The 14,598-nt window shown below is 40.2% G+C and carries 12 protein-coding genes, 1 pseudogene and 1 riboswitch; of the genes and pseudogenes, 5 read left to right on the top strand and 8 right to left on the bottom strand.

The annotated features are described in order from the left end of the window. Nucleotides 1-23: 23 nt before the first annotated feature. On the bottom strand, nucleotides 24-1,361 hold the full coding sequence (locus tag AB6M99_RS04660) for a M20 family metallopeptidase (protein ID WP_369351142.1): 1,338 nt from the start codon (nucleotides 1,359-1,361) through the stop codon (nucleotides 24-26). Between the two features lie 135 nt (nucleotides 1,362-1,496). Continuing rightward, nucleotides 1,497-3,167 (bottom strand): hypothetical protein, encoded by a 1,671-nt coding sequence (locus tag AB6M99_RS04655; protein WP_121834431.1) that lies wholly within the window; start codon nucleotides 3,165-3,167, stop codon nucleotides 1,497-1,499. Between the two features lie 174 nt (nucleotides 3,168-3,341). On the opposite strand from AB6M99_RS04655, the gene AB6M99_RS04650 reads away from it, so the two are divergent. The 4 genes and pseudogenes from AB6M99_RS04650 to glpK all read left to right on the top strand — a co-directional run bounded on the left by AB6M99_RS04650 (nucleotide 3,342) and on the right by glpK (nucleotide 7,753). Continuing rightward, the gene (locus AB6M99_RS04650) at nucleotides 3,342-4,169 is read left to right on the top strand and encodes an exodeoxyribonuclease III (RefSeq protein ID WP_121834430.1); all 828 of its coding nucleotides are present in this window, start codon (nucleotides 3,342-3,344) and stop codon (nucleotides 4,167-4,169) included. A gap of 128 nt (nucleotides 4,170-4,297) precedes the next feature. Continuing rightward, nucleotides 4,298-4,342, top strand: a riboswitch (PreQ1 riboswitch). A 125-nt stretch (nucleotides 4,343-4,467) separates the two neighbouring features. Further along, nucleotides 4,468-5,436: a nucleoside hydrolase gene (locus tag AB6M99_RS04645; protein ID WP_121834429.1), complete on the top strand. Its 969-nt coding sequence runs from the start codon at nucleotides 4,468-4,470 to the stop codon at nucleotides 5,434-5,436. Nucleotides 5,437-5,451: 15 nt separating this feature from the next. Continuing rightward, the gene (locus tag AB6M99_RS04640; RefSeq protein WP_121834428.1) at nucleotides 5,452-6,003 is read left to right on the top strand and encodes an ECF transporter S component; all 552 of its coding nucleotides are present in this window, start codon (nucleotides 5,452-5,454) and stop codon (nucleotides 6,001-6,003) included. Nucleotides 6,004-6,257: 254 nt separating this feature from the next. Next, a pseudogene (gene glpK, locus AB6M99_RS04635) lies at nucleotides 6,258-7,753 on the top strand (glycerol kinase GlpK). A 66-nt stretch (nucleotides 7,754-7,819) separates the two neighbouring features. Here glpK and nth read toward each other — a convergent pair. Further along, the gene (gene nth / locus AB6M99_RS04630; protein WP_369351140.1) at nucleotides 7,820-8,446 is read right to left on the bottom strand and encodes an endonuclease III; all 627 of its coding nucleotides are present in this window, start codon (nucleotides 8,444-8,446) and stop codon (nucleotides 7,820-7,822) included. 72 nt (nucleotides 8,447-8,518) lie between these two features. Here nth and AB6M99_RS04625 point away from each other — a divergent pair, with 72 nt between their 5' ends. Then, nucleotides 8,519-9,175: a DNA alkylation repair protein gene (locus tag AB6M99_RS04625; protein ID WP_121834425.1), complete on the top strand. Its 657-nt coding sequence runs from the start codon at nucleotides 8,519-8,521 to the stop codon at nucleotides 9,173-9,175. Nucleotides 9,176-9,308: 133 nt separating this feature from the next. On the opposite strand, the gene AB6M99_RS04620 is transcribed toward AB6M99_RS04625, so the two are convergent. The 5 genes from AB6M99_RS04620 to AB6M99_RS04600 form a co-directional block, all read right to left on the bottom strand. Further along, nucleotides 9,309-10,319, bottom strand: a complete 1,011-nt coding sequence (locus AB6M99_RS04620) for a helix-turn-helix transcriptional regulator (protein ID WP_142925581.1) — start codon at nucleotides 10,317-10,319, stop codon at nucleotides 9,309-9,311. A 9-nt stretch (nucleotides 10,320-10,328) separates the two neighbouring features. Further along, a complete protein-coding gene (locus AB6M99_RS04615) occupies nucleotides 10,329-11,582 on the bottom strand; it encodes an MFS transporter (protein ID WP_369351139.1) in 1,254 nt (417 codons plus the stop codon). A gap of 282 nt (nucleotides 11,583-11,864) precedes the next feature. Further along, a complete protein-coding gene (gene tnpA / locus AB6M99_RS04610; protein WP_121834422.1) occupies nucleotides 11,865-12,329 on the bottom strand; it encodes an IS200/IS605 family transposase in 465 nt (154 codons plus the stop codon). Nucleotides 12,330-12,526: 197 nt separating this feature from the next. Continuing rightward, nucleotides 12,527-14,260 carry a phosphoenolpyruvate--protein phosphotransferase gene (gene ptsP / locus AB6M99_RS04605; protein ID WP_121834421.1) on the bottom strand — a complete coding sequence of 578 codons (1,734 nt, stop codon included), beginning with the start codon at nucleotides 14,258-14,260 and terminating at the stop codon, nucleotides 12,527-12,529. A gap of 4 nt (nucleotides 14,261-14,264) precedes the next feature. After that, nucleotides 14,265-14,528, bottom strand: a complete 264-nt coding sequence (locus AB6M99_RS04600; protein ID WP_027973255.1) for a phosphocarrier protein HPr — start codon at nucleotides 14,526-14,528, stop codon at nucleotides 14,265-14,267. Nucleotides 14,529-14,598 lie beyond the last annotated feature (70 nt).

Here is a 14,598-nt window from a genome sequence, read left to right as displayed (position 1 = left end):
TTATAGTGAAGTCATATCTTGGCTTACTTCTCACAAGCTAAACGATACACTGCTTCTGCGTAGATGTCCATGGCCTTGTAGATATCTGATAAAGCTAGGTACTCATTTTCTTGGTGTTCGGTCTTGTCAGAGTCTGGGAAACACGCGCCATAGGCAACACAATTTGGCATGGTTCTGGCAAACGTTGCTCCTCCTGATGATTTGGCAGGCGTCATGTCACCAGTTTTATCTTGGTAAACGGACATAAGAGTCGTAACTAAGTCGCTATCCTTGGGAACATAAAGCGGTGGCAAATAATCGTGTTCAACATAGGTTAAGCCGTACTGTTGAGCAGCATCGTTTAAATCTGACATCACTTTTTTCACATCTGCCAGAACTGGAATTCTTAAGTCTAAGCGGATTTCAGAGCTGTCTTCGGTGATGGTCACTCCTGCAATGTTGAAAGACAGGTTGCCTGATTCTTGATCCCAAATTTTTCCTAACAACTTTTCACCAGTTGCGTCTTCCCCAACTCCTTTAAAGATAAAGGCTAAAGCGGGATGCTCAACTAATACATGCAAGCCTTTGGCCAATCTGACAATGGCATTGATACCAGATGGTGCCTCCTTAGTGTGCTTAGCTAATCCTAATACTGTGATAGCGTCAGCTTTTTCTTCAAAGGCAAAATCTAGAGAACGTAATTGCTGGGCTAGGGCTTTTGACAAAGGACCTTGATAAGTAGCTTTGGCTGGGACAACATTGTAGGCATCACCAGCTTCGAGAGCAAGGAGCTCACTACCTGGACCAAGGAGCCTGGCTTGTAAAAGCCCCTTCTCAGCATAAGTCACAGGAAAGGTTGAATCTGGTGCAAATCCCATCGTTGCAACCTCTTCCTTTTCGGTATAATAACGGAGGCAACGCCATAGGGTCTCCTCATCTGTCCCAAAGATAAAACGAATCCGTTTCGTCAATTTTTCACCACAGTCCATCAGAGCTTTGACCGCAAAGAGTGCCGCCATTGACGGGCCTTTATCATCTTGAACACCGCGACCATAGAGATTACCATCTCTGATAACAGCTTCAAAAGGATGACTGTCCCATTTCGATAAATCACCAGCAGGAACCACATCTAAGTGGCAAAGAATAGCTAGTAAGTCGCTACCTTCTCCAACCTCAGCGTAGCCGTAATAACCGTCTGGGTCTCGATAAGTTTTAAACCCTAATTCGCTACAAAGGGTTAAAGTATCTGTCAGTACATCAGATATCGACTGACCAAACGGCGTTCCATTCTCACCTTCATTGCATACGGACGGAAAAGCAACTAGTCTCTGGATGGCTGAAATAACTTGCTCTTTATGAGATTCTTGAATAAATACTCTCATATAAGATAATACTTTCGCATTATTATATCACAAAACACCATATATTGTATAATTTTTCAAAAAAAGGTAGAACTTTCATTTCTATAAGCATAAAATAAACCCGAGTGTCTATTTGAAACACTCAGGTTTATGAGATTATTCTGCTGGTGTTAGCGTGAAATTTGTCAGGTAATTATCTTTAGCTAAATCTCCTGCAAACTGGTCTCCCACCTTAATAAACGGCAAATCATCTGGGGTGCTTGTGCTCGCTTTAACCTTATAAATGGTTTCGCCAAATTGTAAGTAGTAAATGGTGGTTCCGTTAATGGTTTGAACCGCCAAGGCTTCTACCGTTCCTGAAATGCTATTTTTCTTAGTGGTGCTACCGTCTGTTCCAACACCTGATAGAGCTCCTGTATCGGCATCAGTAAATTGAGCGATAAGGCTAGCAATATCATTATTAACGGTTACTTGTTGATAATCTTCGGCATCCACAAGGGCATAGGATTTCACAAGTCCAGCATCATCTTTTAGTGATACTAGATAAAAAGCTTTGCCATTTAGCTTAACTAAAGAAGGAGCTGTTGCACTGTAATTTTTTTCTTGAACTTCACCTTCTGCTGACTCTTGAGCCGCTGATTCAGTTGCTGAAGCAAGTTTGTAGTTAACCACTTCTCGTGTGCGCATGTTAACTAAGATGAAGCCTAGATTTGAAGAATCGGCTGTCGCTGAAGTAATCCCTGTGTAAAGATAGATGTCACTACCGATACTGATGTAGTTATAAATATCCGTCGTTTCTTTAACACCTGTCTGACTAAAGACTGTATTCCAAAAACCTTTTTGATAAGTATAGTAATCATCTACACGGGTAATCACATTATTAGCTGAAAAGACACGGTCAACCCATTTAGGAATATCTGCCAGTCCATATTCCTTGGTTTCACCTGTCACGGCATTTAGTAGCACAACACCTTTTGGATCGTTAGCACTAAGCATGAATTTAGGCTCATAAATAGTGGCTACATAATAAGGATTTCCTTCATCATCAACTTCAAAAGATGGATCTCCAAAAATCGTAAATGGATAGCGCAAGCGCAAGTGGCGCATCGTGTCATTAAGGAAATATTCAGAGTCAGAATACTTCATTCCATGATCAAGTTTTGCCAATTCCGCCTTACCTATTGTTTGATTAACTTTGACATAATAACCGATACCTTCATTGTGATTGCTCAGCCATTTCCAAAAGCTTTTATATTCAAGCGGAGACACACGATAGGGTTGCTCACCGATTGTGATTTGACGGTAATCATCTGAGATACCGAATTGAGACACTTTATCAATGGTCCCTAGGTAAGTATCCCCAATTTTTTCAGCAGATGGGCGGTCAAGCAAGGCTAATTTGGTAATATCCGTTTCTGGAAAATCTTCGATAAAATCTTTTTCAGTCACCGTAATGATATTAGCGTAGCTTTTTGCCCTAAAAATACGTGAGTTAAAGAAACTTAGGACTGTCATCAAAAGAAAAATGACCGTCGCTAATGTTAACGAAAATCCCAAAGGCTTTAGATAACGTTTAAAATCAATAGTAACATCACGCGCCACACCATGACGACCAACGCGATTAGCCTGCATCACCTTTTTCCCAGCTGAAACCGTATCAACAATACTCAGCAAGAAAAACGCTCCCGCCAACAACACTAACGCCCAAATCATAAAGTACCAAAACTCTGAACTCATCGGATTAATGGGCGGAAGATAAATCCAGTAACTTCCCAGTAAAATCACGCCCCATAAAATCCAAACCGTCGATTGAAATACCCTTTTCATGGTAACACCTCCTATAACTTTGATTTCATTATATCATATCTCTAGTACAAGTAAAGCGTTTACCTTGATTTTGACGATACAACACCCCTCCCCAAAATCTCAAATCCCTAAAGTCGCACATATGGCTCATTTTTGATAAAATGTAAAAAAGAAAACTAGAAAGAGAACCTTTAAATGAAACTGATTTCTTGGAATATTGATTCCCTCAACGCAGCCTTGACTGGCACTTCACCACGTAGCGAGTTATCACGCGCGGTACTTAATACCCTTGTCTCTGAAAATGCTGACATTATTGCCATTCAAGAGACGAAACTCTCTGCTGCTGGACCGACTAAGAAACACTTAGAAATCTTGGCCCAATATTTTCCTGATTATGATAACGCTTGGCGTTCATCCGTTGAGCCTGCGCGCAAAGGCTACGCTGGTACCATGTTTCTTTATAAAAAAACTCTTGAGCCTACAATCACTTTCCCAGAAATTGGTGCCCCTACCACAATGGATTGCGAAGGCCGCATCATTACACTAGAATTTGACAACTTTTTTGTCACGCAAGTCTACACCCCAAATGCTGGCGACGGCTTAAAACGCTTAGAAGACCGTCAAATCTGGGACGAAAAATACGCAGAATACTTGGCAGAATTAGACAAACAAAAACCTGTCTTAGCCACTGGTGACTACAATGTCGCTCATAAGGAAATTGACTTGGCAAACCCAGCAAGCAATCGTCAGTCACCTGGCTTTACTGATGAAGAACGCCACGGATTTACCAATCTATTGGCAAAAGGCTTTACAGACACCTTCCGTCATCTTAACGGAGATGTCCCAAGCGCCTATACTTGGTGGGCACAACGCAGCAAAACCTCAAAAATCAACAACACAGGCTGGAGAATTGATTACTGGCTCACTTCAAATCGTATCGCAGACAAGGTGACAAAATCAGATATGATTGATTCAGGTGCACGTCAAGACCATACCCCTATTGTGATGGAGATTGAACTGTAATTCAAAGGCTTTCTTCAAATTGAAGCATCTTAATGGTTTCTACGATTTTCATCTCACAACAAAGAAGCTCTTTACATCCAACCTTTAAAATAGTAAACTATTTAGGTGCATAAAAACAAGGATTTTTCCTTGGACTGGTTCGAAAACTTCCCAGAATAAAAAACTAAGTGACCTAAATTGTTAAGAACAGACCGCTGTTCTTTTTAATCATTGATTACTTTTTCTGGAGCAAAAGAACCAAACAAGATATCTTGTTGGCCTTTTGTTCTTTTTATTTTGACAGAAAGGAGATAAACTTATGAAAAAGCAAAAAATTATCATCGACTGTGATCCTGGTATTGATGATGCCTTGGCACTCATGTATGCGATTCAGCATCCTTCACTTGATGTCATTGCCATTACCATCACACCTGGCAACGTTCCAACTTCACTTGGTGTTCATAATGCCCTGCTAATCTTGGAAAAACTCAATCGCCTTGATATTCCTGTCTATGCTGGTTTGGAGAATCCTCTAAAACGAGACTTTGTGTCTGCACAAGATACGCACGGTATAGATGGTCTTGGTGAGACACATTTTACTCGCCAAACAGATACCGCAGCTCAACCTACTTCAGCTGTTGATTTCTTAGCCGACTTTTTCCAAAAACCAACCGATGTTAGTATCATAGCTCTTGGACCCTTGACTAATATTGCAAAGGCGCTACAAAACAATCCAAGTCTCGGTAAACATTGTCAGCGATTTGTCAGCATGGGCGGTAACTTTAAGTCAAACGGTAACTGCTCACCTGTTGCTGAGTACAATTATTGGTGTGACCCACATGCTGCTCAAGAGGTATTTGAAAAACTTGGTAAATCCATTGAAATGGTTGGTCTAGATGTCACACGAGAAATCGTTCTAACACCAAATCTTTTAGAGTACACTCGACACCTCAATCAAGAAACAGCTGACTTTATCCAACAAATCACACGTTTTTACTTTGATTTTCATTGGGAATACGAGACGATTATTGGCTGTGTGATCAATGATCCACTAGCTGTTGCCTATTTTATCAATCCTGATATCTGTGCTGGATTTTCGGCATATACCGATATCTCAACAGAAGGGATTGCATTAGGACAAACTGTCATTGATAGCCATAACTTTTATGGTAAACCAAGTAATGCCCACATTTTAACAACTGTTAACACTTATTCATTCTGGAAAGATTTCCTAACCACACTATTTCATGCACAAATTGATGAAGAACTCGTCAAAAAATTCATTTAATAGTTAGGAAAAACGATGTCTAAATTATCTAAAACTCACCTGCTCACCTTTATGGCAATGGCGATTGCCTTGAATATTGTTGGTGCTAATATTGCCCTCTTTTTAAAACTTCCAATCTACTTAGATACTATCGGAACACTTTTAATGGCTGTTGCCTTTGGACCATGGCTTGGTGTTGGAACAGCTACCATCAGTGCCTTAATTAACTGGATGACCACTGATATTTTTTCTCTTTATTTTGCTCCAGTAGCTATTATTGTTGCTCTAATGGCTGGATTTCTCATCAAAAATCAAGACAAGATGCATCACCTGATTTGGAAAAGTTTCCTCGTCTCATTGCCAGGAACAGTCACTGCTTCTATTATTACGGTTATCCTTTTTAAAGGAATTACATCAAGCGGATCTTCGTTGGTTGTTCAATTTTTAGCAGGCCTAGGTCTTGATATGACAACAAGCGTTATTTTAGTACAGGCTGGGACAGACTATCTTGATCGCTTGATTAGTCTTGTACTGGTTATTGCTATCCTCAAAGTCTTAAGTAAAAACATGCCATTTATCAAAGCCTAAAAACAACCTTTAGTCAGAGTGCAGTACCACTTCTGACTTTTTTAGTTATTGGTGGGTGACTTATAGCTAAACGTAAAAGGAGACGCAATTGATACACTCCCCTTATAGTGGACAGTGAAAAAACAAAAATGTTGTACTCAAAGCAAATAGTACCTCGATAATTTTCTATTTTGCTAAAATTAACTTTTTATCTTATAATATAGAAAACGATTTCATACTATTGTTATCGACATTGTAATGATTAAGGAGTTTTTATGTCATCATATATTCTTGCTATTGATGAGGGGACAACAAGTACCCGTGCTATTATTTTCGACCATAATGGTCAAAAGATTGGCGAAGGTCAGAGCGAATTTCCGCAGTATTTCCCAGAACCTGGTTGGGTAGAACACGATGCCAATGAAATTTGGGATGCTGTACTGTCCACAATAGCTGATGCTCTCATTGCCTCAAAAATCTCTCCATCAGAGATAGCTGGTATCGGAATTACCAATCAACGTGAGACCACTGTCATCTGGGATAAAAAAACAGGTGAACCTATTCATAAAGCAATTGTCTGGCAGTCTCGCCAAACCAGTGAACTTGCCGATCAGCTCATTGCCGATGGTTATTCTGACATGTTTCATCAAAAAACAGGTCTCATCATTGATGCTTACTTCTCTGCCACAAAAGTTCGTTGGCTACTTGACCATGTCCCCCATGCTCAAGAGCGTGCGGAAGCTGGGGAATTATTATTTGGTACCATTGATACTTGGCTTTTATGGAAATTGACCAATGGGAAAGTTCATGTGACTGACTATGCCAATGCCAGTCGTACCATGCTTTTTAATATTCACGACCTCACTTGGGACAAGGACATTTTAGAACTCTTAAACATTCCAAAAAAACTGTTACCAGAGGTTAAGAGCAATTCAGAAATCTATGGCTACGCAGAGCATTTTATTTTCTCAGACCACCACATTCCTATTTCTGGAATGGCAGGCGACCAACAAGCTGCACTCTTTGGCCAACTAGCTCTTGAAGAAGGTATGGTCAAAAACACCTACGGCACAGGTTCATTCATTGTGATGAATACTGGTAATCAACCTGTTCTTTCTCAACATAATCTGCTCACAACTATCGGCTATGCTATCAATGGACAAGTAACTTATGCCTTAGAAGGCTCTGTCTTTGTATCGGGCTCTGCCCTCCAATGGCTGCGCGACCAAATTAAGATTTTGCCATCCGCTCCAGAATCCGAGACAGCCGCTTACCGCTCTACCAGTCTCAATGAGGTGTACGTTGTTCCTGCCTTTACAGGACTTGGCGCTCCATATTGGGACAGCAAGGCTAGAGGTGCTATCTTTGGATTAACCAGAGGGACCAATTCTGATGACCTCATCAAAGCTACCATACAATCTCTTGCCTATCAAACAAGAGACGTTGTAGACACTATGACACTTGATACAGGTATCTCCATTCCAACGCTCCGAGTTGATGGCGGTGCAGCGAGAAATAATTACCTCTTACAATTCCAAGCAGATATCCTACAAACTCATATTGAGCGTGCGCAAAACCTAGAAACAACAGCTCTAGGCGCAGCTTTCTTAGCAGGCTTAGCGGTTGGGTTCTGGAAAGACACCAACGAATTACAAACCCTTTTCTCGCATGGACAAGTCTTCAAACCTCAAATCTCCCAAGACGACAGTCAAAACTCTATAAGGGCTGGATACGTGCCGTTAAAGCGACTAGACTCTTTGGAGAAGAGTAAGAAACGCTACACGCTACACACACCTAAAAATGAAAAGTGAGAAAGTTTCGGCTCTCTCACTTTTAACTATTTTGGAAAGTTATAGAGTTGTGGATACTGATCACACTCTGGATTTTTGGGATGACAAATGGCACGTCCAAAGTAAATCATTGCTTGATGCCCAGCCAACCATTTTTCTGGTGGTAAGACAGAACAAACATAGTCCTCGACTTCACGAGGCGTCGCTGATTTTTTGACAAGATCGTGATGTTTGCAGATGCGTTCTACATGCGTATCAACAGCAAAGGCAGGAATGCCAAATCCCACTGACATCACAACATTAGCTGTTTTACGACCAACACCAGCCAAGCTCTCTAATTCTTTACGTGTTTGTGGGACCACACCACCAAAATCATCAACAAGTTGCTGAGCACATTTTTTCATAAACTTTGCCTTATTGCGATAGAGTCCTAAGCGTGAAATGTACTTAGCCAGCTCACTTTCAGAAGCTACTGCCATTGCCTCTGGCGTCGGAAAAGCTTCAAACAGAGCAGGTGTTACTTGATTAACAGCCTTATCTGTCGTCTGAGCTGATAAGAGTACAGCAATGACTAACTCAAAATGATTTTTAAAATCAAGGCTTGGTTTGGCGTCGGGGAAAAGAGCGATAATTTCTTCAAGAACATGTCTTGCACGTTTTTTTGATAATACCATATTCTCATTATACCAAACCTTTCTCAAAATCTTAGAATTGGTATCCTAAAATTTTTAGTGTAAAATAAACCTATGACAAATCGATTTTTAAACCTTAAACAAACTTTTGAACAATCAGCTAATCCTGAAAAAGCGCAAAAAATGTCAGCCTATATGCGTCATCAGTTTACTTTTTATGGTATTCCAACACCTGAACGGCGTAAAATTTATCATGAGCTCATTGCCACTGATAAAAAGGCAAAGCAAATTGACTGGAATCTTCTTGATTTAGCTTGGGCTGAGTCCCATCGTGAACTTCATTACTTTGTTTGTGATTATCTCAAGGGCTTACAAAAAGTCTTAACTTATGAAGATGTATCAAAACTCATCGCCTATGCCTCAAGCAAAGAATGGTGGGACACGATTGATCATTTTGACCGCATTTTTGGAAATATTGCTGACGCTAGAATTCCTAAACTCATGATAGACTTTTCCCTAGCTGATAACTTTTGGCTACGCCGCATTGCCATTGACCACCAATTAGGAAAAAAAGATAAGACAGACACCACTCTCCTCAAGCAAATTATAGTCAATAACCTTGGTAGCAATGAATTTTTTATCAATAAAGCTATCGGATGGGCACTTAGAGACTACTCAAAGACTAACCCCAACTGGGTTCGACAATTTATTAAAGACTACCAAAATCAACTAGCGCCACTATCTATTAGGGAGGGGAGTAAGCATATTTAATATAAAATCATTTTGACCATAATGATTAGCAAACTATGCGATTAAAAAAATAATCACTTAACACAAAAAGGCATAAAATCAGTTTTATCACTGGTCTTATGCCTTTTTTCTTCCACTTCCTACTTCTATTTTTTTACAAGTCAAAATCTTCTTGTATTTTTTCGACAAGTTCACGCAATAAGTCTTTATTCGCATCATAGCGAACCGCTTTATCGTCACGGTTAGCTTTCAAGAGGTTCGCATTGAGTAACTTCTGTGTATGAAAGGATACCCCTGGCCCTGTAATCCCTAACTTCTTGGCAATATCTTTTGTTTTCGCCAAAGGTTTTGTTAATTCAACCAAGACTTTGTAGCGACTCAAATCACTCAGAACTTTTAGAATCGTACTCAACTGATCATCATCCATGGCCTCACGCACTTGTAAAATCTGGTCTATTTGGCAAGAAAGAGTAATAATACTAGAATAATTTTTCAGGTGAGGAAGCGTCAGTTGATAAAGACGAATCAACCAGGCATTTAACAAAAATACCTCTACCTTGTCGCTCTGCTCTTCCATCTCTTTTTCTAGGAATGTTTCCAGTGACATCTGATTCAAAAACTGCTCTTTTTGAGATTGTCCCTTGTCCATAAAAGGCTGGTAAAGAGGAATTAAGCGGCGAGAGAGTTCAATCAATTTCTTCAAATTGCCAAGTAAATCTTGTGAAAAAGCGAGAAAATTCCATTTCAAATCTGAGCTAGCAGAACTATCTAGCAAAAGGTTTATCAGTGTTTGATTCGCATACTGTTCCACACTCTCTCCCAGTACAAGAGTTCGCAGACAATGCTCTACCTCATCAGCACTCAACTGTAATATCAACTCATGTGCTTCTTCTACTGTTTGCGGGTCATACCCCTTGTCTAATAAATAGAGGTAACAAGAACCTAACAAACTTATCCCATCACCCATAAGATAGTAGGTTAACATTTCCTCTTTAAAGGGAAGAAACAGCTGATACAAATCTTCTAATACTTGAAAGGTTTCACCTAGAATCTGTTTTTCTTTTTGACTAAATTCCCATTGCGACTCGGAACGTTCATGAAGAAAAGTTGGTAGTAAAAAATACTCAAAAATCTCACTGCGATAAGGTTGATAATCCATCTCCATAAGCATACCTCATATTTTCTTTGCTTCTTTAAAAGTATACCCCAAAAGTAGCGTGGAAAGCAAGACAAAAAGAACGGAGATGAAACGTGCTGGTAGGACCAATATCATACCAGAAAGTAATATAGGAGTGAACACCATCCCCAACGTCACCATCGTATCAATCCCTGCCCCAACAGTTGCTAGCTGGTGTTCTGGAAAAGAGTTGAATACCATTGTCTGAAGCTTTGGCATCATCACCCCATTCATGATACGACTAATCAATTGAAAGACTAACACCAGAACAATCTGCTCACCAAACAAGCCCAAGAAACATAATGTTGTTACTCCTGCACTTGCTATCAGTAGGAAATGTAGTGATGTCTCTTTAAAAAGTGTCCTTGTCAACACGCTCCCTGTCACCACTCCTATAATAGCAACTGATGACAAAAGAGCCAACGTCATTGCTGAACTTCCCAACACAAAGTCTTTGTTCTGACTCATGATAAAAAGGATAAGAGGCGTTTGTGCTGCACTAATGGCATTCAAGCCTGTCAAGCAGATAAGAGACAATCTCAGTAAACTTGAACTTTCTTTCAAGGTCTGCACAGCATTCTTTAAAGCATTCAGCAACTTTCTGATTTGACCTATATTATCTTCATGTGCCTCTTCTGGCATTTGAATCGGATTTTTTTCTAAGAGGTTCTGTAAAAATGGCCGCAGTCCACACATGATGACAAAACTTAGGAAAAATGTACCAGCATTTAAGAAGGCTAATTGCTGATAACCTAAAAGTGTCACTAGGAGAGCTCCAAGAGACTGAAAAACAAGTTGTAAAGCATACCTTGATCCCTGACGAAAGGCAATCAGTGTTTCCCTATCTTCACGAGGAATCACACGTAAACTGATTGGCGTGTACAGAGCATTTTCATATTGACCAGATAAGTCAGACAAGATATTGATGAGGATAGCCACCCCAACAATCCATAAAGCGGGAGAAAAGCCCATCACCAATCCCATGACAACATAAAGACTAACACGGAAAAACTGTGTCCCTAAAATACGATTGACTTTGTCCTTCGTCTGGTCAGCCCAAACTGCCATGATAAGCATGGTCAGATAGGGTAATGTCTCTGATACTGTCACCAAAGAAATCGCAAGAGGGGCATTCGGCAATTGCAAGACATAATCCATCAAAGCCAAATAATACACAACATCACCAAAATTCGAGAGAGTATCAGCTAAATAAGTCCACATGAATAGCTTATTTTTAAGAATCTTCATCATAAATAAATCCTCATTATCTAAAAAATAAATAAACGTTTATTAAATAACAGTATATTCTTTTAGATCAAATAAGTCAATACTTATACAATAGAAAACAATTATTTATCAAGAGGCTCACTACAGTAGTCAATAAACCAAAAATCATGACCACCCGTCAAACGGGTGGTTTGAACAGGGGCTATAAGCCCACATCACCAGCCAGCGCCTAAAGACGCTGGCTTTCACTTTGTTCAAGCCTAATCGCTTTTGACTCGTCACTTGCCTCTTAAAGAGGCGCTGGTATTACTTGCCATCATCCCTAAAGGGATCTTCGTATTCTTTTACGCTCAATTTATCCAGAGCAATATCATGTTTTTCTTGTTCTTGGATATATTTTTTAATAGTCGCTTCATTCAGTCCAACTGTGCTCACATAATAACCCTCTGCCCAAAAATGGCGATTCCCAAACTTGTATTTGAGATTAGCGTGTTTGTCAAACATCATCAGAGCACTTTTACCTTTTAAGTAGCCCATGAAACTTGAAACGCTGATTCTTGGGGGAATACTAACTAGCATATGAACTTGATCTGGCATTAAATGTCCTTCTATTATTTCGACTCCTTTATAACTACATAAACGTCGAAATATTTCGCCTAGACTGCTTCGATATTGATTATAGATTACTTTTCGTCTATACTTAGGTGTAAACACAATGTGGTATTTACACATCCACTTTGTGTGTGATAAACTATGTGCCTTTTGTGCCATATATTGCTCCTTTCGCTTTACTTCAGGCTTGAACACCTTTATTGTATCGCGTTTGGAGTTTTTTTGGTATAACCAACGATGCGCACCCGCATAGCGGGTGGTTTATTTGTTTCGCACCTACGGAGCGAAACGGACTTAAAGTCACATAAACAAAAAACACGACCGAAGTCGTGTTTAAATACTTAAATTAACCAATATTAGTCAAAATTAACATACTCTTTAGCCAATTCAAGAACTTCTTCTGCTGTTGAACATTCTGTAAGGGCACGGTTTGCGTACTCTTCCATCTTAGCAGTGTCAAGTTTCTTCATCAAGCTACGTGTACGAAGAACTGATGTGGCTGACATAGAGAACTCATCAAGTCCCATTCCGACAAGAAGCGGAACAGCTTGTTGGTCACCTGCCATCTCACCACACATACCAGCCCATTTACCTTCTGCGTGTGCTGCTTTGATAACGTTGTTAATCAAACGAAGGATTGATGGGTTATATGGTTGGTAGAGGTATGATACTTGTTCGTTCATACGGTCTGCAGCCATTGTGTATTGGATAAGGTCGTTTGTACCAATTGAGAAGAAGTCTACTTCTTTCGCAAATTGGTCAGCGAGCATTGCTGCTGCTGGGATTTCAATCATGATACCAACTTGGATATCATCCGCAACAGCTACACCTTCCGCCAACAAGTTCGCTTTTTCTTCATCGAAGACTTTCTTAGCTGCACGGAATTCTGTAAGAAGTGCAACCATTGGGAACATGATGCGAAGTTGACCATGAACTGAAGCACGGAGAAGGGCGCGAATTTGTGTACGGAACATCGCATCACCAGTCTCAGAGATAGAGATACGAAGCGCACGGAAACCAAGGAATGGGTTCATTTCGTGTGGCATGTCAAAGTATGGAAGTTCTTTATCACCACCGATGTCCATTGTACGGACAACGACAGGTTTACCATTCATACCTTCAAGAACAGCTTTATAAGCTTCATATTGCTCATCTTCTGTTGGGAAGTCTTGTGAATCCATGTAAAGGAATTCTGTACGGTAAAGACCTACTGCCTCAGCACCGTTATCATTAACACCCTCAACATCTTTTGGAGTACCAATGTTAGCTGCCAATTCAAAGTGTTTACCATCAGCAGTCACTGTTTGTGCATCTTTAAGAAGTGCCCACTCAGCTTTTTGCTTAGCATAAGCTTCACCAGCTTCTTTGAATTCTGCAATAACTTCTTCTGATGGGTTGATAACAACTTCACCAGTAATACCATTAACGGCTAGAAGGTCTCCATCTTTAACAATTTCTGTAATGTTATTTGTACCAAGTACAGCAGCAATTTCAAGCGTACGTGCCATGATAGCTGAGTGACTTGTACGTCCACCAATGTTTGTGACAAAGGCTTTTACAAATTTTTTGTCCAATTGAGCAGTATCAGATGGTGTCAAATCGTGAGCAATCACGATAGACTCTTCACTGATAGTTGCTGGGTTTGGAAGTTTTACACCAAGAAGGTGGGCAAGAACACGTTTTGCTACATCACGGATATCAGCTGCACGCTCTTGCATGTATGGGTTATCTTCCATGCCTTCAAAGATAGTGATGAACATATCAGTCACTTCTTTCAAACCAGTTTCAGCGTTGGTTTGTTTAGCACGAATTGTTTCTTTAATTTGGCTAATCATTTCTGGGTCAGCCAATACCATGAGGTGGGCATCAAAAACTGCTGCCGCCTCTTCTCCGAGCGTACCTACTGCTTTCTCACGGATAACAGAAAGCTCGTCTTGCGACGCCGCTAGAGCAGCATCTAGACGAGCTTCTTCCGCAGTTGTGTCTTCAACTGTGATTGTCTCGAATGACAAGTCTGGTTGAACCAGTAGATATGCTTTAGCAACGGCAACACCGTCAGATGCTGCGATTCCTTTAAGCATTTCTGTCATAATCTTAAGCCAATCCCTCTTTTGTCATTGTTTCTTCGATTGCTGCAAGTGCTTCTGCTTCATCAGCACCTTCTGCAGAGATAGTTACGTCAGCACCTTGACCAACACCAAGTGACATAACACCCATGATTGATTTAAGGTTTACTGATTTACCTTTGTAATCCAAAGTGATATCTGATGCAAATTTGCTAGCTGTTTGAACAAGTAAAGTCGCTGGACGTGCGTGGATACCTGTTTCTGCAACAATGTGGAATTCTTTAGAAGCCATGTGGTTTCTCCTTTGTTTTTTTGAATTTCTGAGTTATCGATTGATAACCCTTACAATCGTAAATTATAGC

Source organism: Streptococcus hillyeri, assembly GCF_041081565.1.
Lineage (GTDB): Bacteria > Bacillota > Bacilli > Lactobacillales > Streptococcaceae > Streptococcus > Streptococcus hillyeri.
This window is presented reverse-complemented; position numbering and strand designations above follow the sequence as displayed.